Genomic DNA, 22,844 nt, shown 5'->3' on the forward strand with positions numbered 1-22,844 from the left:
AGGAACAGATCGACCCGGATGTGGTCGATCTTGCGGGTATCACCGGCCTTCTTACACGCCCGCGCCAACACATCGATACGCTCACACGCAGCGGCGGCACGATCGATGGGCAGATCGTAACCGGCCACGTTCGCGCTACCGTCAGGGTTACGCGAACCCACCACCCGACGACCCCGGATCGCTTTGCGGTACTTCTTCTCCGCCCACTCGGGATCGATCGCGATCGCGGCCTTCTTGATCGCATCGATCAACTCCGCCACCGTCATCCCCGGCGCATCCGGGAGCAGGAAGGCGCAGATGTAACCGGCCTGATCATCATCGAGGCCGTCGGTCCAGGACACGAACGCCTGCGCGCGGGGCTCGTCCAACACCCCGGCCAGCATCGCCTGACCCAGCATCGGCAGACGATGATGGATGTCGTAGGCGAAACCGAACACCCGCCCGGCGCGTGAACGCGACCACACCAACGCCGCGCGGGCCTCCTCCGGGGCGAACTCCCCCGGCACCTGTACCCGCTGCAGCGTGTCCGCCGAACCGGGCACCCGCATCCCGGTCTCCAGCAGACACAACAAGAACAACGCCCGATCCCGGGTAGCCTGCCGGTAGGCCGCCTTCATCACCTCGACCGTGTCACGCCCGCACACCCCCGCGATCGGGATGTCCTCCAACATCGCCAGCAGATCCGCACCCGCGGGCACCGCATCCAGGCCCTGCGGAACCGGCCACGGCCCACCACCACCCTCAGCGCCACAGGAGTCCTCACCACCGCCGTCACGGCCGCCGTGGCGGGCCGCGGCACCACCACGCCGCACCGGCATGTCGCCGTCGTTATCGCGGCACTGACCGTCGCTGAGGCCCTTGTCATCGTTGTGGGGACGCTCGTCGGCGCCGTCATCGTCGTTGCGGTGTTCCCCGTCATCGCCGTCGCGGCGGGACTCGCCGTCGTCACCGCAGCGCTGACCGTCGCTGGGGCGTGCATCGTGGCCGGCGCACTCGTCACCGCTGCTGCCGGGCGCGGCGTCGTCGTGGACCGCGTCACCGGGCACGGCGTCGTCGTCGCTGGGATGGGGGTGAACGGACATGGCGGCCGGCCTCCAAAAGGCACAACGGTCAACGGACCGGGCCGGCCACACCCGCCGAACCCACACCAACCACCACAGAACTCAACACACCGAGCGGAAACCAAAAGCAGAACCGCTCCAACACCGATAAACCCACTCTACATCGAACACACATACGAACGCAAGTCGTGGCGCACACCGAACGGCAGACCCAGGCCTATCCCGAAAGAACCGATGCGGCCACCACCTCATCGCCAGACCGGCAGATCAGACCCTGCCGGCTCGCTTGCCCGCAGAAGGCGTTGCCCGAGCGATTGCGCAGCCTGTCGCAACTCCGCACACTCGACGATCCGGAACGGAGCCGGGATCGACGCAAGTTCCGAGACATACCAGCCCGGATTGCTCGTACTGCCGACCAGCCGGGTGGTGTCGCCGTCGAGCCGCTCTAACCGGCCCAGCGCGCGCGGAATACATCGCGCAACCTGCTCCACCTGCGCCTCGATGATGATCTCCGCCTCATACTCCCACCCAACGGCGAGATGCGCCTCCAGATCCGCAACCGGATCCAGGTCGACCGGCACATCGAACGTCTCCTCGAGCAGCTCAACGGCGGTGATCCGATCGATCCGGTACACCCGCCGAGCGCTCGCTGCATGCGACCAGCACAGCAGGTACCACCGACCGTGGCGCACGACCACCGCCCACGGATCGACCTCGATGTCCCGCTCACGCCCCGCCTCGGAACGGTAGCCGATCCGCACCCTGCGGTGGCTCGACCGAGCATGCACCAGCGCGGTCGTGGTACTCGGGTCGGGCCGCACCGCCGCGCGATCAGGCGCCGGCGCCGTGGTCCGACGGACAGCATCGGCCTGGGCGGCCACCGGCTCCGGCAGCGCCCGCACGATCTTGCCCAGCGCCCCACCCACCAGATCGGTGGGATCACTCGCCGCATGGTGACCGTCCAAGACCGCCATGACCAACCCGAGCGCCTCGGCCGCCGTGAACATCAGCGGCGGGAGCCGCAAGCCTCGCCCGACCCGGTAGCCGCCATACGGCCCGCGCACGGAATCGATCGGGATGCCGGCCTCACGGAGGATGCCCACGTACCGCCGGGCGGCACGCTCGGACACCCCAAGCTTGTCGGCAAGTCGATCCGCCGTGATACCCGGGCTTGCCTGAACGATCTCAAGCGCCAGCAATGCCCGTGCCGTCGGACTCACGTCAGGACTCAACAGCTCATGTCCAATCCGGAAGCGTACTGTCCGGAACCGAGTGTAGCGGGGCACGCGATCGAGTACCGCCTGCGTGCACCCGGCCTGATCCGGGTGGCCACACACCGACGAACCGACCAGGACCCACACCGTCGCCCGACGAGTGCCATCGAACAGGCGAACCACGCTTGACCTAAAGTTAAGTCGAGGTTCTAACGTCATCGATATCGGACACCGACCGCAAGGAGCACGCCATGACCGTCACATGGGCCTATATCTACGAACACCCGGGCACCGACCCCGTCACCGACCGCACCGTGATCGACCGCGGCGGCCAGCGCACCATCCTCGCCCCCACGCCGACCGCGGCCGCCGCCCCGGAGATCGCACGCCGGTTGGTGGACGAAGACGGCGTGAGCCTGATCGAACTCTGCGGCGGCTTCAGCCTGGCCGACGCGGCCCGCGTGCACGAAGCCGTGGAGAACGTCGCCGTCGGCCACGTGACCTTCGCAGTGGACTCGGTCGCAGCGGCAGCCGCGTACGGCGCCACGTTCGACGAGGCCGTCACCTCCTGACAGAAGTTGCGCTTGATTATTATTCTCAATTAGAATAACGGCTCGACCGTCCTGGAATCTCGCGCACCGGCGCTCCGTCTCCAAAGCGCGTAGGACGAAGAAGCACGACGCTGAGGGAGTCGAGTCATCCATGAAGGTCCGCAACTCGCTGAAGTCGTTGAAGAAGAAGCCAGGCGCCCAGGTCGTCCGTCGCCGGGGCAGGCTTTACGTCATCAACAAGCACAATCCGCGCTTCAAGGCCCGGCAGGGCTGAGACCGCGCAATCATACGCACGATGCACAAGGCCGCCCCGGATCGAGTCTCCCGGGGCGGCCTTCGACATCCTGCGTTTCGTGGCACCGAGGCCCGTCGACGACGGCGGGCTCAGCGCTCCCGGCCGAACCTGCGGCGGAACTTCTCGACCTGCCCGGCCGTGTCGAGAATCTTCGCCCGGCCGGTGTAGAACGGGTGGCTGGCCGAGGAGATCTCCACGTCCACCACCGGATAGGTCTGACCGTCCTCCCAGACGATCGTCTTATCCGACGTCGCTGTGGACCGGGTCAGAAACGACATTCCCGCTGCGCCGTCCCGGAAGACCACCGGGTGGTAGTCGGGGTGGATACCTTCCTTCATCTGACTCTCCGTCCTCTACTTTCACTTCAGGTAGCACTGCACCTAACGATGATGATAATCAATTCTATTCCTCCCGGTCGGCTGTGCGGAACCTCAGCCGCACACGGCCTGCGGCTCGTTCGCCGGTCATCATCGTCATCCACCGACGACGCGTCATCGGCTGGGACGATCCGCCGCCGGCCACGGACGACGCGCCTGCCGCCTCGCCGGATCGGGTCGCCGCCTCGGTGCCCGCTCCTTCCCTGCCGGACCGTCGGATGCGGCGGTGGTGCTTGCCGAGTGCACCGTGCTTCGGCGCGAGGTCCAGAACGGCTATCAGTACCCGACGATCGCCCTGCAGCGATCCGCGACAGTTCGCCCGGACTCGGGAGCTGGACGGAGATGAGCATCACTTCAGCTCGCTACGCGTGACCCTCCACAGTCCGATGAGAAGCGGCAGCACGAACCACACCAGCATCGACGTGCCCAGCTGAGCCCAATCCCTGGCCGCCATGGTCTCTTCCAGCAACGGTTCCGTCGCCGACGAGAAGTCGAGCCAACGCGCGGGTTCCTCCAGTGAGGAGATCAGCCCGGTGAGGATCGACCACAGTGTCGGAAGCAGGTAGTACAGCACGATGGCCAGCGGCGAACTGAGGAACACCAGGCCGAACGCGACCCCGACCAGCACACCCGCAAGCTGGAAGACCACCGCGCGCCCCAGCAGCCCACTTCCGAGCGACCAGCTTCCGGATGCGTCCGTCGTCATCGAGGCGACCACGTTCAGCAAAGCGGCCAGCGCGAGGCACACGACCGTCACCGCGACCACCAACACCGCCACCGCCGCCACCTTGGCCGCGACGATCAGCGGCCTCCGTGGTTCTAGAGCGAACGTGGTCAGCGCGGTTCGCTGCGACCACTCGCTCGTCACGGCCAGAATCCCCAGGACCGGCAGCAGGATCCCGACACCGAGCTGCGCCACCTGGAAGAAGTCATCGAACGATCGGTCGGCCGGCTCACCGGCGATCAACAGAGCGACTGTCAGTCCCACGATGCTCAGCAGCACGATGCTGAGCAGTGCCACGCCGGCCCGGGTGTCCGTCATCTTGCGCAGCTCGACGCCGGTCAGCCTCGCCAGCGACGGCGCGGCCGGCGTGTGCACGCGGTCGGAACGCGAGGTGGTCATCGTCGTTGTCATGCCGCTTCTCCCTTGTCTTCCGTCGGTGCCGTTGCCGACGCCGCGCCCGCCGACGTCGCGCCCGCCGACGTCGCACCGGCGGACGTCAGGCTCAGGAACAGTCCTTCCAGGCCGGCCGAGTCCGCGGGCCGGAGTTCGAGCAGCACCACACCGGCGGCCGCCGCCGCACGCCCGACCGTCTCGGCGTCGGCGTCCACGGTGAACGACCCATCCTGGGTTTCACGAACCGCGACACCCGCATCAGCGAGCGCACGTTCCAGCGCCGGCGGTTCCAGGGCGCGGACGACCAGCCCACCCGGGGCCAGCAGCTCATCCTTGTCGCCGTCGGCGACCACCTGCCCATTGCCGATCACCACGACGTGGTCTGCCACCGCCTCCACCTCACGCAGAAGGTGCGAGGAGAGCATGACCGTGCCGCCCCGGTCGGCGAAGTCACGCAACAGGCTGCGCATCCAGTAGATGCCCTCGGGGTCCAACCCGTTCGCCGGCTCGTCCAGGATCAACACACTCGGATCTCCGAGCAGAGCGTGCGCGATGCCGAGCCGCTGCCGCATGCCCAGGGAGTAGTTGCCGACGCGTCGTTTCGCGGCCGCTCCGGTCAGACCGACCAGCTCCAAGACGTCGTCGACCCGACTCCGAGGCACCCCGAGCAACTGTCCCGACACCGCCAGCACCTCACGGCCGGTGCGGCCCGCATGCTGGGCGGAGGCGTCCAGCAGCACCCCCACGTGGCGCCCGGGGTTGGGCAGGTCACGGTAGGCGACGCCGTCGATGGTCGCGCTGCCCGCCGACGGAGGCGTCAACCCGCAGATCATCCGCATCGTGGTGGATTTGCCGGCCCCGTTCGGGCCGAGGAACCCGGTGACCGTGCCCGGCCGGCAGACGAACGACACATCGTCCACCGCCGTCACGGCTCCGTAGCGTTTCGTCACGTGTTCGACAGTGATCATGTCACCGATACTGCTGTCGCCATCCGGCTATCCGCGTCGCTCGATCGGCCAGCATCGACCTACCAAAGGCTGCCCCCGGATCGACCTTGGTAGCTCCTGCTCCGACCCGGCGGGCCGTACCGTGGTCTGCTGTGAGCGTCCCCTTGCCGCAGCGCAGCCGATCCATCTCGGTGGCCGAGCTGCCGGGCCTGCTGCCCGGGCTACTTCGCTACGACGCCGATACCGGCCCCCGGCCCGCGCGTCGCACCCCACGCGACTGGCTGGTCGACGTCGTCTTATTCCTGCTCGCCATCGGGATCGGCCTGACCGCCTTTGACCAGGGAGGCGGCGCCGCCGCGCGTGAGGAGGTTCAGCTCGCTGACCTCGCAGCGGGAGCGACCGCCTGTCTCGCGTTGTGGTGGCGCCGCCGCTGGCCGACCGCGCTGGCGGTCGCCATCGCACCACTCTCGATCGTCGCGTCGTCGGCCGGTGGTGCAGCCGTCGTCATGATGTTCACCGTCGCCGTCCACCGCCGCTTCGCCGTCACCATGGCAGTCGCCGCATTGCACATGGTCAGCGGATCCCTGTACTACCTCGTCTATCCCGACCCCGAGCTGTCCCTGCGCGCGTCGATCGTCGCCGGCGTGCTGCTCGTGACCGCGGTCACCGCGTGGGGTCTGTTCGTGCGGGCCCGCCGGCAGCTGGTGCTTTCGCTGCGCGAGCGCGCACAGCAGGCCGAATCCGAGGCCGCACTCCGCGTCGAACAGGCCCGTCACCTGGAACGCGAGCGCATCGCCCGGGAGATGCATGACGTGCTCGCACACCGGATCTCGTTGCTCAGCGTCCACGCGGGTGCGCTGGAGTACCGCCCCGGCGCACCGGGGCACGAGATCGCCGCCGCGGCGTCGGTGATCCGCTCCAGCGCGCATCAGGCACTGCAGGACCTGCGCGACGTCATCGGCGTGTTGCGCACGCAGCCTGTCACGGACGCCGACCCGGAGGGACCGCAACCGACGCTGGACGACCTTCCCGCGCTGGTCGAGGAGTCTCGTCAAGCCGGGATGCGGATCACCTTCGACGACCGCCGCGACGACGACGCACCGGCTCCGCCCGCCACGATCGCCCGCTGCGCGTACCGGGTGGTGCAGGAAGGTCTGACCAACGCGCACAAGCATGCCAGCGGTTCGGCGGTGCGGGTCACGCTGGAAGGTAATCCCGTCGACGGCCTCTGCGTCGAGGTCTGGAACCGTATGCCGGTCAGCCGCATGGGAGCGCAGAGCGAGATTCCCGGTGCCGGTACCGGGCTGATCGGGCTGGCCGAACGGCTCGCCCTTGCCGATGGGCGGTTCGAACATGGCAGGACGCCGGATGGCGACTTTCGCATCCGGGCTTGGTTACCGTGGCCTGCGTGACCAATATCAAGGTGCTCATCGTCGATGACGACGCCCTGGTTCGGGCTGGTCTGACGATGATGCTGGCCGGAGCGCCGGATGTGGAGATCGTCGGCGAGGCCGCGGACGGCGCCGACGTCCCCGGCGCGGTGGAGTCCACGAAGCCGGACGTCGTACTGATGGATATCCGGATGCCGGATATCGACGGTCTCGCCGCCACCGAGACGCTGCGCCGACGGCCGGATCCGCCCGAGGTGGTGATCCTCACGACGTTCGACGCCGACGAGCACGTGCTGCGGGCGCTGCGTGCCGGTGCCACCGGATTCCTGCTCAAGGACACTCCGCCGGCCGATATCGTCGCCGCGGTCCGGCGTGCCGCGGCCGGCGAGCCGATCCTCTCCCCCGCGGTGACCCGGCAGCTCATCGCCCACGTCACCGGAACCGAGCGCGCCGGCGGCGGTGGCAACGGCGACCGCCGGGCACGTGCGACGTCGGCCCTCGCCACGCTGTCCGACCGCGAACGGGAGGTCGCCGTCGCGATCGCAGACGGCAAGTCGAACGCCGAGATCGCCTCCGACCTTTACATGAGCGTGGCCACCGTCAAAGCCCACGTGTCCCGGATGCTGACGAAGCTGGAACTCAACAACCGGGTGCAGATCGCGTTGCTCGTGCACGACGCCGACCTGATCTGACCCCCCGCAGCCATGATCATGAACACTAACCGTTCACATGGCACGGTTAGTGTTCATGATCATGGGACGGCGTCGGCGAGCTTCGGCACGAGCTCATCGAGCAGGAACGGCAGGCTCAGCACGGTGACGAAGGACGTAGCGGCTCCCAGCGGGTCCGCGGACTCGACGAAGACCTCCCGACCCTCGGTGTGCACCGGCAGCGACTGGTACAGCGGACCGCCCAGCTGGTCCACGTCGCCGGGGTCGATCCACACGATCGTGTCCACGTCGAGCAGGTCGGCCTGTTCCTCACTGAGATTCGCCCCGAACTCGTCCCCGGTCACCTCGGCCAAGCCGTCCGGCAGCTCGAACCCCAGAAGAGATAGGAACCGACTGCGCGGATCCTCGGGACCGTACACGAAGACGCCCTCGTACGGGGTGGCCATGACGGCGGTCGCGCCGGCGAACTCCGGGTGCTCGGCGCGCGCCGTCTCGAATCGTGCCTGCACATCCTCGATCAGCGCCTCGGCCTCATCCGGCATGCCGACGGCCTGACCGGCGGTGCGGGTGAGCTCCTCCCACCCGATGCCGTAGTCGACTTGGCCCTCGGGATGCGCGACGGTCGGAGCGATCTCGGTCAGCCGCTGATAGTCCTCCTCGGTGATGCCGGAGTACAGCGCCAGAATCAGATCCGGCTCCCGCGCCGCGATGCCCTCGAAGTTGATCTCGTCCGACGCACCCACCACGACGGGCGTCTCACCACCGAGTGCCTCCAGTTCGTCGGTGGCCCACGGCCAGATCGCGCCTGGCTGCTCACCGAACCACTCGGTGGTGGCCACCGGCACGATGCCGAGCGCCAACAGCGCGTCCTGGTCCATCAGGCCGACGGTCGCGACCCGCTCAGGCTGCTCGGAGACGGTGGTGCTGCCATACGTGTGCTCGATGGTCACCGGGAAGGACTCACCCTCGCCCGCACGGGCATCACTCTCGGTGTCCGCACCGTCGCGACTGTCATCGGCGTCATCCGAGCCGCATCCGGCCACCAGGAGTATCCCACCGGTCAGCATGGCCAAGATCGTCCGAGTGCGGGCGCCACAGCTCACCGTGTCGTTCGTGACGGCGCCGTTTCCACCCGCTCTCCCTGCTCGCGCCCACAGTCTTCTCACGCTGTAGCTCCCGTCTCATCGTTCACGCGTCGGCATGCCGGGCTTCGCACCGTAAGCACTACCTTACTTAGGTGTGCCTCACCTATATCTATCGCCTTGGTACCTCAACCACCAGCCAGCCCTGCGCGAGTCCGGCCCGATCACTTCCTCGCCGACCGCGGGGTTGACATTCGAGGGCGATGGCGACCCGACCCACAACCATCGGCTCGACGCATGGGGGCGAAGGTCTTCCTGTGTGACTTCCTGAGTGCAGGTGACGCGTAGTGGCCCTCAGCGCAGCTCCAAGCGTGACGTGAACTCAGCAAGTGACCGAGCGACGAGTCGACGGGCGGCGGCGAGTCAGCCGCGGCGGTCGCGGCCGAGCGGCGCCACCATCGGGGTCTGGGTGACCGGATCCGGCACGACCCGGCACGGCAGGCCGAAGACCTCCTGCACCAGCTCCTCGTCGACGATGTCGGCCGGCGGCCCCTCGGCCACGATGCGGCCGTCCTTCATCGCGATCAGATGGGTCGCGTACCGAGCGGCATGGTTCAGATCGTGCAGCACGGCCACCAGCGTGTTGCCCTCGTGGTGCAGGTCGGTGAACAGCTCCAGCAGCTCGATCTGGTGCGTGATGTCGAGGAAGGTCGTCGGCTCGTCGAGCAACAGCAGCGGTGTCTGCTGCGCCAGCACCATCGCCACCCACACGCGCTGGCGCTGGCCGCCGGAGAGCTCGTCGACCAGCCGGGCCGACAGTTCGGTCACCCCGGTCGCCGCCATCGCCTCGACCACGGCCTGCTCGTCCGCGTCGCTCCACTGGCGGATGAACTTCTGATGCGGGTATCGCCCGCGCGCCACCAGATCGGCGACGGTGATCCCGTCGGGAGCGATCGACGTCTGCGGCAGCAACCCGAGCCGACGGGCGACCTCCTTCGCCTTGTACGAGGTGATCGACCGCCCGTCCAGCACCACGGATCCGCTCGACGGCGTGAGCAGCCGGGACAGCGCACGCAGCAGCGTCGACTTGCCGCACGCGTTCGGCCCGACGATCACCGTGAACGACTCGTCCGGGATCGACACGGTCAGACGCTCGGAGATGACGCGCTTGTCGTAGCCGATGGTGGCGGCGTCGACATGCAGCCGGTGCGTCGGCGACCCGCCGAGGCCGGGACCTGCCCGGTCGTCGTCGATGAGGGTCATACGTCCGTCCTCCAGTCGGTCCTTCACACGGTCTTTCACACGGTCCCTCACACGGCGCTCGGCACGATCTCTTGTGCGGTCCTTCGCACGGTCGCGTGTGCGGTCTTTCGCGCGTGCGGTGGTCTCGGTCATATCCGCCGCCGCGCCTCGTGGATCAGCAGCCAGACCAGATAGGCCCCGCCGACGACGACCGTGACGACGCCGACCGGGATCGCGGTCGGCAACACGTGCTGAGCGACGTAGTCGGCGGCGCAGAGCAGGAACGCGCCGACGAACGCCGCCGGCGCCAGCGCCACCCCGGGTGTCCGGGCAAGCCGGCGCGCGATCTGCGGGGCGGCCAGTGCGACGAACGCGATCGGCCCGGCAGCGGCGGTAACCGTCGCGGTCAACGCCACGCCGAGGATGATCAGCGTCAGCCGCGTCGGCTCGGCCGCGACGCCGAGCGCCTTGGCGGCGTCGTCGCCCAGTTCCAGCTGGCGCAGCGGCCGGGCGAGGCCGGCGACGACGCAGAACACGACCACGATGACCACCGCCCCAATGCCGGCCTGCTCCCAGCCCGTGGCGTTCAGGGTGCCGGCGCCCCACACCGCCGCGGCCATCGCGACCTCCAGGTCGGCCGTCAGCATCATCCAGGTGTTCAGGGAGGTCAGCATGGCGGAGATGGCGATGCCGACGACGATCAGCCGGAATCCCTGCACGCCGCGCTTGAACGCCAGCACGTACACCACCGCCGCGGTGGCGACGCCGCCGACGAGCGCACCGGCGGCGATGTCCAGGTACGACCCCCCGATCGCGATGATGACGATCAACGCACCGGTGTACGAGCCCGCGGAGAAGCCGATGATGTCCGGGCTGGCCAGCGGGTTGCGGGTCAACGACTGGAAGATCGCGCCGCTGACGCCCAGCGCCGCGCCGAACACGATCGAGGCGAACACGCGTGGCATGCGCCACTCGAGGACGACAGTGCGGGCGAAGCCGTCCTCGGTGCCGACGACGGTCGCGGCGACCTCGCCGATGCTGAGCACATAGTCACCGCTGCCCAGCGTCACCAAGGCGACCAGCGCTGTCGCCGCGGCCACCGCGGCACACACGACCACCGTGCGCACGTCCAGGCGGAGCCAGAATCCCGCACGCCGCCAGCGCACCACCCGGCGGCCGAAATCCACCCGAGCATCCGGCCCCAGGCCGGCGCCGCGCCCAGTACCGGGCCCAGTGCTGGGCCCAGTGCCGGGCTCGGTGCCGGGCTCGGTGCCGGGCTCAGCGCCGGGAGTCGTTCCGGGTCGGGTCCGCATGCCGCTCACAGGCCGCTCGCCTTCGTCCGACGGATGAGGACGATCAGCACCGGCGCGCCGACGAACGCGGTCACGATGCCGACCGGCACCTCGCCGGGCCGCATCAGCACTCGGCCGAGGATGTCGGCGCTGAGCATGAGGATCGGCGCCAGCACCACCGTGTACGGCAGGATCCAGCGCTGGTCGGGACCGACGATCCACCGGGCGACGTGCGGGATCATCAATCCCACGAAGACGATCGGTCCCGCGATCGCGGTCGCTCCCCCGGCCAGCAGCGTCACCGCGATGACGACGACCACCCGGGTGCGGGTCACGTTAGCACCCAGCGACGCGGCCAGGTCCTCTCCGAGTGCGACGGCGTTGAGCGCCCGCGCCGACAGCACGGCCAGCACCATCCCGGCGGCGAGAAACGGTAGGACCGGCCCGACCACGTCCAGGTTGCGACCGACGAAGGAGCCGGCGTTCCAGTTCCGCATCTGGTCGAACGCCTGCGGGTCGAGCAACACCATGGCGCTGGTGAGGCCGCTCATGACGGCACCGAGCGCAACGCCGGCCAGCACCAGCCGGACCGGGTCGGCCGGGCCTCGGCCGGCGGCGCCGATCAGGTACACGGCCACCGTCACGATGAGCGCCCCGGCGAACGCGAACCAGATGTAGCCGGAGATCGAGCCGACGCCGAACACCCCGACACCCACGGCCACGGAGAACGCGGCCCCCGCGTTCACCCCGAGGATGCCCGGATCGGCCAGCGGGTTGCGGGCCAGTGCCTGGATCAGCGCACCGGCGACGCCCAGCGCCGCGCCGACAGCGAGACCCATCACCGTTCTGGGCAGGCGGAGTTCCCGGACGACGTGGTGATCATCGATGTCGGCGGGGCTGACCAGCGCATCCCAGACCACGGCCGGCGGGATGTCGCGTGCGCCGACGGAGATGCTCACCATGACGACGAGGGCAAGCGCCGCGAGTGCGATCAGGAAACCGGCGGCGCGAACGGAGTGACGCCGGGCCACGCCGCGAGCCGGTGCCTTGGTGCCCGTCGCTGCAGAGTCGCCGGATCCGAGCCGGCCGCGCGCCTGGCGCACCTGGCCGGCCTGCTCACCGCGGCTGCCCTGCTCCCCGCGGCTGCCCTGCTCCCCGCGGCTGCCCTGCTCCCCGCGGCTGCCCTGCTCCCCGCGGCCGGGCGGCTCACCGCGGCCCGTCTGCTGTCCCTCCCCGGTCTTACGCCCATCACCGGTGCCAGGCGATGTGGCGGTCACGGCGGTCATCGAGATCGTGCTCGATTCCGCGGCGCTGCCGCTGCCCCGCGCCGTGTGACACGCTCTGCGCCGCGCTCCACGTTGCGCCGTGTGTCACGCCGTGTGTCGCGCACCTGCACTCCGTTCGCTGCGGACTGATCCGGCTTCCCAGGCTGCCGGGCCCCATCGCCCAGACCGCGAGTGTGCCGGCCCACTGACCACGCATCCGCTGACCACGCATCCGCATCATCGACGCACATGATGATCTCGCAGTAGCGTAGCCTACCCTAACCAACAGCGTGCCAGAGTGGTCTCCGAACGGCAACGGCCGCCGACGGCCGGCTTGTTGAGCGTAAGTTGCGTCAAGTCGTCCTGTGGGCGACCGAACGCGACACTCACGCTCAACAAGCCGGCGCGCTGCCCGGCGTGACGGGCAGGTCAGGTCAGGTCAGGGGCGGATGCTTCCGCGCGCGAACCAGGTCCGGCAGACCCCGTCGTCGCCGATATCCGACGCGAGCTCCACGAAGTCCCGGCCGTTGCCGAGCGGAACGAGCGACGAGCTGTAGTTCGGGCAGTAATGGTTGCGGGCGTCCGGGATCTCGATCGGCGCCGCGGCCTCGACCCACGCCGAGCTGCCGTTGCGCTGGACGAAGATGGTCGAACCGTTGCCGTCCGCAACCGAGCCGTCGGATTCCTTCAACAACTGGCCGATCAGCAGCAGCTTCCCCGCCGGCGTGCCGTCGTCCACCCAGGACAGCGTCGGGGCGTGCGCGAAATACCGGCCATGGACGCTGGTGATGATGTCGCCGTGAACCTCCGGATCGCCCCAGTTCCAGCCGTCGTCGGAACGTCGCGAGTACACCGCGCAGTCGAACTGACCCGGCCGGCCGCAGACCTCGAAGATCATCACGTACCTGCCGTCCGGCAGCGTCCGCACGATCGGCATCCCCGGCCGGGTGGCACCCGGCTTGGACTGCACGGTGTAACTCCGCTCGCCCCAGCGCACCCCGTCCTCGGAGACCACGCGGACCAACCGTTGCGTGCCGTCGAGCGCGTCCGTCTCATCGGCATAGTGACAGACCAGCCGGCCGTCCGCGTCGACGGAGAACTCCGGCTCCCACAGGCCGCCGCTGTTCGGCGCGCTCGCGCATGCCGACAGGTAACTCCAGGTGTGGCCGGCGTCCTGGCTCTGCCAGATGTCGAGGTCCATCCGCCGCTCGGCGCCGGCGTTCTGGCCGACGCTGGCGGCGTAGAGCAGCGTGCCCTCCCCGAGGTCGCCGATGCGCTGGGGTAGCTCGTACAGCGTCCCACAACACAGGCCTTGCTGCCCGTTGCGCTGAGACACCGGCACCGACGCGATCTGGGCGAAGCTGCGGCCGTCGTCGTCGCTGGCGAAGATCGCGGCCTCGCCGCCGCGGTCGGTGAACGTGGTCACGCTGGCCACAATCGTCCCGTCCGCGTCGCCGTCCTGGTGTTGCAGCCGGATCCCGCGCGGATACATGGACACCGCGTCGGTCAGCAGCGTCGGCTCGACGCCTCGGCGTGCCGACGGGCCGGGGTCGGCGGCGCTGGGAGCGGCCGCGCTGGGAGCGGACGTGCCCGCGGTGAGTGTGCCCGCGGCGGTCGCGCTCGGCTCGACCGCGCCTGCGCGGGCTGCCGCCTGATCGGCGGCTGAAGACACGCGGCTCTCCGCGGCCGAGGGCGGGGCTGCCCACGCGACGATCGCGAGCAGGGCGGCGACGACCAGCGCGGCCGATCGGCCACTCGCGGACCGGATACGACGTTGAGTCAGGGACATGCTGCTCCTCCTAGTGGGTGGACACGGCTTACGGACGAGGTGGCCGCAGGACGCTAGTTCCCGCCGAGCCCGGCGGTCGCGACGCCACGGACGATCTGGCGCTGGAAGAACAAGAAGATCAGCACCAGGGGCAGCGCCGCGAGCACGGCTGCCGCCATCAGCTGCGCATATCGGACACCGAACGCGTTCTGTACGTTGGCCAGTCCCACCGGCAGGGTCATCAGATCCGGGTCCGAGGTAACGATGAACGGCCAGAAGAAGTTGTTCCACGCCCCGATGAAGACGAAGATCGACACGGCGGCGAGGATCGGCCGGCACAACGGCATCACGATCATCCAGAAGATGCGCCCGCGACCGGCGCCGTCCATCTGGGCGGCGTCTTCCAGCTCGCGCGGCACCGCCTCGAAGAACTTCTTCAGGATGAACACCATCGCCGGCGCCACCACCTGCGGAAGGATGATCCCCCAGTAGGTGTCCACCATGCCCATGATCCGCATCTGCTGGAACAGTGGGACCACCAGCACGTTGGCCGGGACGATGATGCCGGCGATCGTCAGCGCGTACAACGCGTTCCGCCCGCGGAAGGGTAGCCGGGCGAACGCGTACGCCGCCCACGCCGACGTGATCACCGTGATGACGGTGACGGCCACCGCCACGATCGTCGAGTTGAGGAACCAGACGACCAGGTCCCCCTGGGACAGCACCTGCCGGTACGCCTCGCCGGTGAACCGGCTGGCTGTCCATTCGGGCGGGTAGGCGGTCGTCTCCGCCTCGGGCTTGACCGACGTCGCGAGCGCCCAGAGCATCGGCAGCAGCCAGACGAACGCGATCAGGGCGGCCGCCACCCAGATGCAGACGCGGCCGAGCCGTGGCGTGAAGAGCCGCGGCGGGCTGGGGAGCCGGCCGTCGCCGGTGGGACGGGGCGTATCGAGTGGCACTGTCGGCGCGCTCATCATGCGCTCCCTTCCTTGCGGGAGAACAGTCTCAGCTGAATCAGGGCGATGACGAGGATGACCAGGAAGAAGGCGTAGGAGATGGCCGACGAGTATCCGATCCGCAGGCCGGTGAACCCGACGTCGTAGATGTACTCGAGGATCGGACGGGTGGAGAAGTTCGGGCCACCGCTGGTCAACAGGTAGATCTGGTCGAAGACCTTCAGGCTGGCGATGAGCTGGAGCACGAGGATCAGGCCGGTGGTGCGTCTCAGCAACGGAAGCGTGATCCGGAACAGCTGCTGCCAGGCGTTCGCTCCATCGATCGACGACGCCTCGTACAGCTCCTCCGGGATGCCCTGCAACGCCGCGAGGTAGAGCAGGTAATTGAACCCGACCGTCCACCAGACGGTGACCATGACCACGGACGTCATCGCCGCGGCCGGCTCGCCCAGCCAGTTGACCGGGCCGAGGCCGATCCCGTCGAGCATTCCGTTGATCAGGCCGAAGTCGGTGCCGAGCAGCCACGTCCAGATCATGGTCACGACGGTGACCGGGACCAGGAACGGCATGAAGTAGGCCAGCCGGAACAGCCAGCGGGCTGGCATGTTGCGGTGCGTCAGCAGCGCCATCACCAGTGCGACGACGATCAACAGCGGCGTGCTGTAGAGCGTGAACCGCAGCGTGTTCGCCGCGCTGCTGGCGACCGCGTCGTCGGCGAGCAACTCACGATAGTTGCCGAGCCCGACGAAGTCCCCCGTGCCGCCGGCGAGGCTGGTGTTGAAGAAGCTGGTCACCAGCCCGAGCGCGATCGGGGTCAGGAGAAAGACGAGATACAGGACGATGAACGGAGCCACGAACCAGACCCCCGGTGGGATCCGGCGCAGCGCCGGCGGTGAATGCAGCGACAGCCGCGGGGACGGGCGGCGGGAGGCTCGGGGGCCAGACGTGGCGCCGGTGCCCTGAGCCGGGGTGTGCACAGCTGGAGTCGACACTGACGTCCTCTCGAATCGACGACGATCGGACCGGTCTCGCTGGAGGTGCTCAGACACGCTGGACGTGCTCAGACAGGCTGGGCGTGTCAGACGGGGCTGGGCGTGCTCAGCAGCTGGTTCATCGCCCGCTCCCATTGGGAGATCCCGTCGTCCGGGGACATGGAGCGGGTGAATACCGCGTTCAGCACCTGGCCCATCTGGTTGTGGAAGTCGGACCCGGCTCCGGCGAACCACGCCTCAGGGTCGAGTTCCCCGTCGGCGGCGGTGCTCCGGTAATTGGACTGGGGTTCCAGCGAGCGGTATTCGTCGCTTGCGGAGACCGGCTCGTAGACGGGAATGTGCCCACCCGACGCCCACACCAGCCCGTTCTCGAGCAACGTGGCGATGAACTCGTACGCGCGCCGATCGCCGGCGTCGTCCCTCGAATCCTGATGCGGCAGGACCAGCGCGTGCGAGTCGACCCAGACCGCGGGCTCCGGCCCGAGGACGGCGGGCACCGGCAGCATGGTGAAGTCCGGACTGCCCGTGGTCTCCAGGGCGTCCGCGTACGACGGGAGCTCCCAGCTGCCGTTGAGCTGCAGCCCGGCGATGCCGTTCTGGAACGCCGCGACACCGGCGTCGTAGTCCAGGGTCGCGGACGCCCGGTTGCCGTCGAAGACCTCCAGGAAGAACTCCATGACCTCGACCATCGCGTCCCGGTCATACTGAACGCGCTCCCCCACCGGCAGCTGGATGTCGCCTCCGAGCTGCCGGTAGAAGGTCCAGAACAGGCGCCACAGCGACGACGGATCGTTCGCCGTGGCCAGCGCGATCTCGCCGGTCGCCGTGTGGATCTCGTCCAGTGCGTTCAGGAAGTCCGCCGGTCCGCGGAACTCCGCCAGGCGATCGGCGGAGTCCAGCAGGCCGGTGGGCCGCACCACCTCACGGTTGACGTAAAGCACCAGGCCGTGGACGTCCAACGGGACGGCGTAGAGCTCACCGCCGACGCTCGCCCGCTCCACCAGGTGCTCCGGGAAGTCCTGCCGGCGGACCCCGACGTCGGCGAGGAGGTCCTCGTCGAACGGATCCAGCAGGCGTCCGGGAGCCATGCTGGCCAGCCTGGTGAGATGCAGGGCGCCGACCTCCGGCGCCCGGCCGCCGGCGGCGGCCATCGCGAGTTTGGTGTAGTACGGCGCGCCCCAGGTCAGGGTCACGGCCTCGAGGTTGGTCTCCGGGTGCGCCGTGCGGTACGCCGCCTCCATCCGTTGCATGCGCTCGCCGTCACCGCCGCTGAACAGGTTCCAGTAACGGACCTGGTCCGCGGCGCCGAAGACGGTACCGCCGCAGCCACCGAGGGTGGCGGCCGCCGCACCGGCCGCTCCCGCGGCACCGATGCGTAGGACATTCCGGCGTGTCAGCGATCCGCCGACATGGTGGTGTGGCATCTGATCACCTTCCGTTCGCGGTCATCGCTCCTCGTACGCGGCCGTGCGGGTCTGGATCGCGCGGATCCGCTCGACGTCGAACTTCGGTTTGCGGTCGAACGTGTACAGCCCGTTCTTCTCCTGGTACACGTCGGTGAGCTGGGTGAAGCAGTAACCGAACATGCCGGGGTCGTCGAGCAGCGCATCGATGAGGCCGGCGAACCGGTCGAGCCACTCGTCCTCGGTCGCCGGCGGCCGGCCGTAGCCCCAGGAGTCCGGCCCGGGGGCGTCGTCGGCGCTCCACCAGATCCCGCCGAACTCGCTGCAGAAATACGGTTGCCCCGCATACGGCGACGACCAGATCCGGCCCGCACGTCCGGTGTTCGTGTACGCCCGCCCCTGTTCCAGGCCCGCCATCTGAGCCCGGAACTCGGCGGGGTCCTGTTCGTAGTTGTGCGAGTCGTAGACGTCGGTCTCCGCGACGCGGTGCGCGTATCCGGAGGCGTCCAGCACCGGGCGGGACGTGTCGAACGCCTTGGTGGCCAGGAACAGCGCGCGGGTCGCGTCGTCGAGCAGGGTGATCTCGTCGGTCATCTCCTCGCGGGTCTCGTTCAGCGGGCACCAGCCGATCAGGGCCGGATGCGAGTAGTCCCGCTCCACCGCCTCCAGCCACTGGCTGACATACGACATGTCCGGGCGTTGGTCGCCGTCCTCGCCGCCGACGTTGCATCCCCAGTCGGCGAACTCACCCCAGACCAGGTAACCGAGCCGGTCCGCGTGATAGAGGAACCGCTCCTCGAAGACCTTCTGATGCAGCCGCGCTCCGTTGAAGCCGGCCGCCTGGGACAGCTCGATGTCATGAACCAGGTCCTGGTCGGACGGCGCGGTCATGATGCCGTCCGGATAGAACCCCTGGTCCAGCACGAGCCGCTGAAAGACGGGCTCGCCGTTGAGCAGGATCGCGTTTCCGTGCACGGCGACCGATCGCAGCCCCGCGTACGAGTCGACGCGGTCCAGGACCTGCCCGTCGGCATCGATGAGCTCGAGGCGGACATCGTACAGATGCGGATCGTCCGGCGACCACCGCCGTACGCGCTCGGCCGGAACGACGACGTGCGCCCGTGCGGCAAGCCCGGCGTCGGCCGGAACATCGCCGGCGGCGACCGTGCCGGTGCCGTCGGAGACCGTGTACCGCAGCCGCAGACCCGGCCGGTTTCCCGTGATCGGGGCCTCGATGTGGAAGGCACCGGACACCGCGTCGGGGGTGATCCGCGCACGTCGCAGATGCGTCTGGGGAACCGGTTCGAGCCAGACAGTCTGCCAGATCCCGGTGGTCCGGCGGTAGACGGCTGCATGTGGCCGGTACCGCTGCGACTGTTTCCCTCGGGCCTGCGGACCGGTCGCCCGGTCGCGGGCCCGGATGACGATGACGGCGGGTCGGCCCGGCGCACAGGTATCGGTGATGTCCAGCGAGAACGGTGTGAACCCACCGCGGTGCCGGCCCACCTGCGTGCCGTTGACCCACACCGTGGCGTCGTAGTCGATCGCCTGGAAGTGCGCGAGCACCCGCTGCCCGGCCCAACCGGCCGGAACGGTGATCTCACGCCGGTACCAGACGGCATTGAGAAAGTCGTCCGTCCCGATGCCCGACAGCTCCGATTCGGGCGCGAAGGGAACGGTGATCCTGGAGCTCAGGCTCCGTTCGTGCAGGCCGCGTTCGAATCCCGTGTCGCCTTGGTCGATCTCGAACTCCCAGGTGCCGTTGAGGCAGAGCCACTCGGCCCGGCGGAACTGAGGGCGGGGGTACTCCGGGCGGGGGCAGCCGCCCGCCGGCAGGGACCCGTCCCGCGTCGCGTCATCTGACCTCGCGTGACCTGGCCCTACGCTGTCTGGCCTCGTGCTGTCTGGCATGGCGTTCTCTGGCATTGCGGCCTTTCCTCGTTCGGCGGACTCGTGACCCGCCCGCCGTCGTGACGTTCGTCCGGCTGGCGCGCTTCGTCCCGGATGGCGTGTCGTGGCGGTGCACGACGCCCGGTTTTGCATCGATGCATTCCTCTTGCCGCGATAGTGTGCACGATCTCTTGCATCGATGCAATACCTCGTCCGAGGCGAGTTAGGATAAGCACGTCCACATCACCGACCCGTTCCGCGCAGGAGGATCTCAGTGCCGCCCACGCTTCGCGACGTCGCCGCGGCAGCCGGGGTATCCATCCGGACGGTCTCCAACGTCGTCAACGGCTACGCCGCCGTCTCCGACGAGCTGCGCACCCGGGTGCAGACGGCGCTCGACGAGCTCGGCTACCGCCCCAACCTGCTCGCCCGCAGTTTGAAACAGGGCCGGTCGAACCTGATCGCGTTAGTCCTCCCCGAGCTGGACAACCCGTACTTCGCTGAGCTGACCAGGGCGATCGTCGAGGACGGGACCGCACGCGGCTTCACCGTCATGATCGACCAGACCAGCGGCGACCCAGAACGTGAGCGCGACCTGGTGCTGCGGGCCGACCGCAGTGCTCTCTTCGACGGCCTGATCGTCAGCCCACTCGGGCTCACCGACGAGCAGTTGCGCGAGATCCCGGCTTCACACGCCGTCGTCTTCCTCGGCGAGGACGACCACCCGAAGTTCGACCATGTCCGCATCGACAACCATGCCGCCGCACAGGCGGCCACCGCCCACCTGATCGCGCAGGGCTGCCGTCGGATCTGCGCGGTCGGCGTGCACCCTTCCATCTCGCGCGGCACCACCACCACGCGGCTGGAGGGGTACCGCGCCGCGCTGGCCGCGGCCGGTATCCCGTTCGATCCCGCGCTGGTCCTCCCCACCGCGCGCTTCACCCGGGACGAGGGAGCGGCCGCCATGCACGCGGCGTGGAAGCTCTCCGAACCGCCCGACGGACTGTTCTGTTTCAGCGACCTGCTCGCGCTCGGAGCACTGCGTGCCGCGCATGATCTGGGCGTCCGGGTCCCCGAGGAGCTGGCCATCGTCGGCTTCGACGACATCGAGGACGGCCGCTACAGCATGCCGTCGCTGTCCACCGTCAGTCCGGACAAGCGATGGATCGCCCAGACGGCGCTCGACAAGCTGACCGAACGCATCGACAGCGGCCAGACCGACGCCGCCACCGTCATCGCTCCGTGGGATCTGCAGGTGCGCGAGAGTTCGCAGCGCAGCGGCGGGTAGCAGGTCCAGCCCACCCCACGACGTGCGAACAGCGCGATCCTGGGAAATAATGGGGCGTGATGGGGCATCGCGCGCCGACGATCGTCGTCATCGAGGACTCACCCGAGGTGCGCTCGCTGATCACGACGCGCCTCAGGCTTTCACGCCTGTTCGAGGTGGTCGGAGAAGGCAGTGACGGCACCGAGGCGATCGGTCTTGCCCACCGTCACCAGCCGTCGGTCCTGCTGTTGGACATGTCGATGCCGACAATGGACGGCCTGGAGGCGCTGCCGGCCATTCTGACCGTCGCTCCCAGCACGCGCGTCGTCTTCTACAGCGGCTTCCAGGAGCGCGACATCGCCGCGCGGGCCGTCGAGCTCGGCGCCGCCGGTTTCATCGAGAAGTCCACACCGATCGACGAGGTCGCGCAGCGCCTGCTGGACGTGTTGCCCTCGGAGGAGTCCGAGAGCCGCCTCGCGCGGCGACCCGTGCGGAGCCTGCGGTTGATCACCGGTGCGGTCGGAGGGCAGCGGAAGCCGCATCCGGCCGAGGACGGCCAGGGCGTCCTCGACGAGCACCTGGAACGCTTCCGCGAGGTGTTCGACGAGTCGGCGATCGGGATGGCGACGATGACTCTGACCGGCAGTGTCATCCGCGCCAACCCGGCGCTCGCGAGGCTCATGCTCTGCCGCCCGGAAGACCTCGTGGGGGTGGACTACGGCCGCCTGACCGCCGGGGAGGGCGATCAGTTCGACGCCGCCCTGGCCGAGTTGACCGAGGACGGTGGCGAACTGGCCCAACTCGAGCACGAGGCCGGCCATCCTGATAACCCGCGCACCGTCCTGGCCACACTCGCGCCGGTCCGCGACTCCACCGGCCAGCCGCTCTACATCTTCCTGCAACTGCAGGACTTCACCGCCCAGCGCGTCGCCGAGGACGAGTTGCGGCGCAGCGAGGAACGGTTCCGGCTACTGGTCGAGGCCGTCCGCGAGTACGCCATCTTCATGCTGGCGCCGGATGGAACCGTCGTGAGCTGGAATGTCGGCGCGGAGCGGATCAAAGGTTACAGCGCCGAAGAGATCATCGGGCAGCATTTCCGCGTCTTCTACGGCCCCGAGCAACGCCGTTCAGGTCATCCCGAATACGTCTTGGATGCGGCGATCCGGGACGGGCAGTATGCGGAAGAGGGCTGGCGCTACCGGAAGGACGGCACGCGGTTCTGGGCATTCGTAGTGATCACCGCGGTACACAACGAGCACGGAGAGCACATCGGGTTCACCAAGGTGACCCGGGACCAGACTGGACGGACGGACATCCCGCCGCGAGCCGGGCGAGGCCGTGCCGACCCGACCGACGACGAGATCTCGCTGCACGAACTCAACGCGCAGCTCCGGCAGCAGACCGCGGACCAGTCCAGGTTCCTGGCCGTTGCCGCCCACGAACTCCGCACTCCCCTCTCCGTGCTCAGCGGCTCGGCCCAGACGCTCGCCACCCACTGGGAGGAACTCGACCCCACGCAGCGAGCCGGCCTGCTGGAGACCATCCATCACAGCGCCAACCGCATGCAACGGCTCACCTCGGACATGCTCACGGCGGCCACGCTCGACAGCCACTCACTCCAGCTCCACCAGTCGCGAACGCCGCTCGCCCCGTTGCTGTCCAGCGCGGCGCGGACACACCAGGCGACCCACCCCGACGCCGAGATCACCGTCGACGCGGCCCCGGACATCGAGGTCTTCGCCGACGCCGACCGCTTATCTCAGGCTCTGAGCAACCTCGTCGGCAACGCTTTGTGGCACGGGATGCCGCCCGTGCACATCGCCGCGCAAGCCGGCGATGGGACGGCGCGGATCACGGTGACCGACTCCGGCACAGGTGTCGATTCGGCCGTACGGCCACGACTGTTCGAACGGTTCGCGACCGGTCGGCGGGACGGCGGCACCGGCCTGGGGCTGTTCATCGTCCGTGAACTGGCACGCGCGCATGGCGGCGACGCCTTTTACGAGCCCGAGTCGCCGGACCGCCCAGCCGGCACGTTCGTGCTGACGATCCCATTAGCGTGA

General features: G+C 68.8%; 20 protein-coding genes. 6 read left to right on the forward strand and 14 right to left on the reverse strand.

The window, feature by feature from the left end; translation table 11 throughout:
• On the reverse strand, window positions 1-1,082 hold a 1,082-nt coding region (locus tag G1H10_RS31080), incomplete at its 3' end, for a DUF222 domain-containing protein (RefSeq protein ID WP_163745166.1).
• A gap of 227 nt (window positions 1,083-1,309) precedes the next feature.
• Entirely contained in the window at window positions 1,310-2,293 is a 984-nt protein-coding gene (locus G1H10_RS31085; RefSeq protein WP_163745167.1) for a helix-turn-helix transcriptional regulator, read from the reverse strand.
• 233 nt (window positions 2,294-2,526) lie between these two features.
• Between G1H10_RS31085 and G1H10_RS31090 the strand changes: the two genes are divergently transcribed.
• Window positions 2,527-2,847 (forward strand): DUF6506 family protein, encoded by a 321-nt coding sequence (locus G1H10_RS31090; protein WP_163745168.1) that lies wholly within the window; start codon window positions 2,527-2,529, stop codon window positions 2,845-2,847.
• A 130-nt stretch (window positions 2,848-2,977) separates the two neighbouring features.
• Window positions 2,978-3,100 (forward strand): type B 50S ribosomal protein L36, encoded by a 123-nt coding sequence (gene ykgO / locus G1H10_RS31095; RefSeq protein WP_163745169.1) that lies wholly within the window; start codon window positions 2,978-2,980, stop codon window positions 3,098-3,100.
• A 110-nt stretch (window positions 3,101-3,210) separates the two neighbouring features.
• Here the strand turns inward: ykgO and G1H10_RS31100 are convergent, their stop codons facing one another.
• The 3 genes from G1H10_RS31100 to G1H10_RS31110 form a co-directional block, all read right to left on the reverse strand.
• Complete coding sequence (locus G1H10_RS31100; RefSeq protein ID WP_163745170.1) at window positions 3,211-3,459, reverse strand: type B 50S ribosomal protein L31; 249 nt, start codon at window positions 3,457-3,459, stop codon at window positions 3,211-3,213.
• A 388-nt stretch (window positions 3,460-3,847) separates the two neighbouring features.
• Entirely contained in the window at window positions 3,848-4,633 is a 786-nt protein-coding gene (locus G1H10_RS31105; protein WP_163745171.1) for an ABC transporter permease, read from the reverse strand.
• Entirely contained in the window at window positions 4,630-5,583 is a 954-nt protein-coding gene (locus tag G1H10_RS31110; RefSeq protein WP_163745172.1) for an ABC transporter ATP-binding protein, read from the reverse strand. The genes G1H10_RS31105 and G1H10_RS31110 overlap by 4 nt, the downstream gene beginning before the upstream one ends.
• A 164-nt stretch (window positions 5,584-5,747) precedes the next feature.
• Between G1H10_RS31110 and G1H10_RS33630 the strand changes: the two genes are divergently transcribed.
• Both G1H10_RS33630 and G1H10_RS31120 read left to right on the forward strand, forming a co-directional pair.
• On the forward strand, window positions 5,748-6,974 hold the full coding sequence (locus G1H10_RS33630; protein ID WP_163745194.1) for a sensor histidine kinase: 1,227 nt from the start codon (window positions 5,748-5,750) through the stop codon (window positions 6,972-6,974).
• Window positions 6,971-7,645, forward strand: coding sequence for a response regulator (locus G1H10_RS31120; protein WP_163745173.1), 675 nt, complete (start codon window positions 6,971-6,973; stop codon window positions 7,643-7,645). Before G1H10_RS33630 ends, G1H10_RS31120 begins: the two co-directional genes overlap by 4 nt.
• 59 nt (window positions 7,646-7,704) lie before the next feature.
• On the opposite strand, the gene G1H10_RS31125 is transcribed toward G1H10_RS31120, so the two are convergent.
• From G1H10_RS31125 to G1H10_RS31165, 9 genes are all read right to left on the reverse strand, one after another.
• Window positions 7,705-8,691 (reverse strand): iron-siderophore ABC transporter substrate-binding protein, encoded by a 987-nt coding sequence (locus G1H10_RS31125; protein ID WP_163745174.1) that lies wholly within the window; start codon window positions 8,689-8,691, stop codon window positions 7,705-7,707.
• 438 nt (window positions 8,692-9,129) lie between these two features.
• Window positions 9,130-9,969: an ABC transporter ATP-binding protein gene (locus tag G1H10_RS31130; protein ID WP_163745175.1), complete on the reverse strand. Its 840-nt coding sequence runs from the start codon at window positions 9,967-9,969 to the stop codon at window positions 9,130-9,132.
• Between the two features lie 128 nt (window positions 9,970-10,097).
• Entirely contained in the window at window positions 10,098-11,261 is a 1,164-nt protein-coding gene (locus tag G1H10_RS31135; RefSeq protein ID WP_163745176.1) for a FecCD family ABC transporter permease, read from the reverse strand.
• Window positions 11,262-11,266: 5 nt separating this feature from the next.
• Window positions 11,267-12,526, reverse strand: a complete 1,260-nt coding sequence (locus tag G1H10_RS31140) for a FecCD family ABC transporter permease (RefSeq protein ID WP_163745177.1) — start codon at window positions 12,524-12,526, stop codon at window positions 11,267-11,269.
• A 418-nt stretch (window positions 12,527-12,944) separates the two neighbouring features.
• Window positions 12,945-14,294: a sialidase family protein gene (locus G1H10_RS31145; protein ID WP_163745178.1), complete on the reverse strand. Its 1,350-nt coding sequence runs from the start codon at window positions 14,292-14,294 to the stop codon at window positions 12,945-12,947.
• Window positions 14,295-14,347: 53 nt separating this feature from the next.
• On the reverse strand, window positions 14,348-15,247 hold the full coding sequence (locus G1H10_RS31150; protein WP_163745179.1) for a carbohydrate ABC transporter permease: 900 nt from the start codon (window positions 15,245-15,247) through the stop codon (window positions 14,348-14,350).
• Entirely contained in the window at window positions 15,247-16,221 is a 975-nt protein-coding gene (locus G1H10_RS34265) for a carbohydrate ABC transporter permease (RefSeq protein ID WP_216853846.1), read from the reverse strand. The genes G1H10_RS31150 and G1H10_RS34265 overlap by 1 nt, the downstream gene beginning before the upstream one ends.
• Before the next feature lie 86 nt (window positions 16,222-16,307).
• Window positions 16,308-17,645: an extracellular solute-binding protein gene (locus tag G1H10_RS31160; protein WP_163745181.1), complete on the reverse strand. Its 1,338-nt coding sequence runs from the start codon at window positions 17,643-17,645 to the stop codon at window positions 16,308-16,310.
• A gap of 21 nt (window positions 17,646-17,666) precedes the next feature.
• Window positions 17,667-19,460 (reverse strand): glycoside hydrolase family 2 protein, encoded by a 1,794-nt coding sequence (locus tag G1H10_RS31165; RefSeq protein ID WP_376778682.1) that lies wholly within the window; start codon window positions 19,458-19,460, stop codon window positions 17,667-17,669.
• Between the two features lie 328 nt (window positions 19,461-19,788).
• Between G1H10_RS31165 and G1H10_RS31170 the strand changes: the two genes are divergently transcribed.
• Together G1H10_RS31170 and G1H10_RS31175 are read left to right on the forward strand one after the other, a co-directional pair.
• The gene (locus G1H10_RS31170) at window positions 19,789-20,802 is read left to right on the forward strand and encodes a LacI family DNA-binding transcriptional regulator (RefSeq protein ID WP_163745182.1); all 1,014 of its coding nucleotides are present in this window, start codon (window positions 19,789-19,791) and stop codon (window positions 20,800-20,802) included.
• A 59-nt stretch (window positions 20,803-20,861) separates the two neighbouring features.
• The gene (locus tag G1H10_RS31175) at window positions 20,862-22,844 is read left to right on the forward strand and encodes a PAS domain S-box protein (protein WP_163745183.1); all 1,983 of its coding nucleotides are present in this window, start codon (window positions 20,862-20,864) and stop codon (window positions 22,842-22,844) included.

Source organism: Phytoactinopolyspora halotolerans (genome assembly GCF_010550675.1).
GTDB lineage: Bacteria > Actinomycetota > Actinomycetes > Jiangellales > Jiangellaceae > Phytoactinopolyspora > Phytoactinopolyspora halotolerans.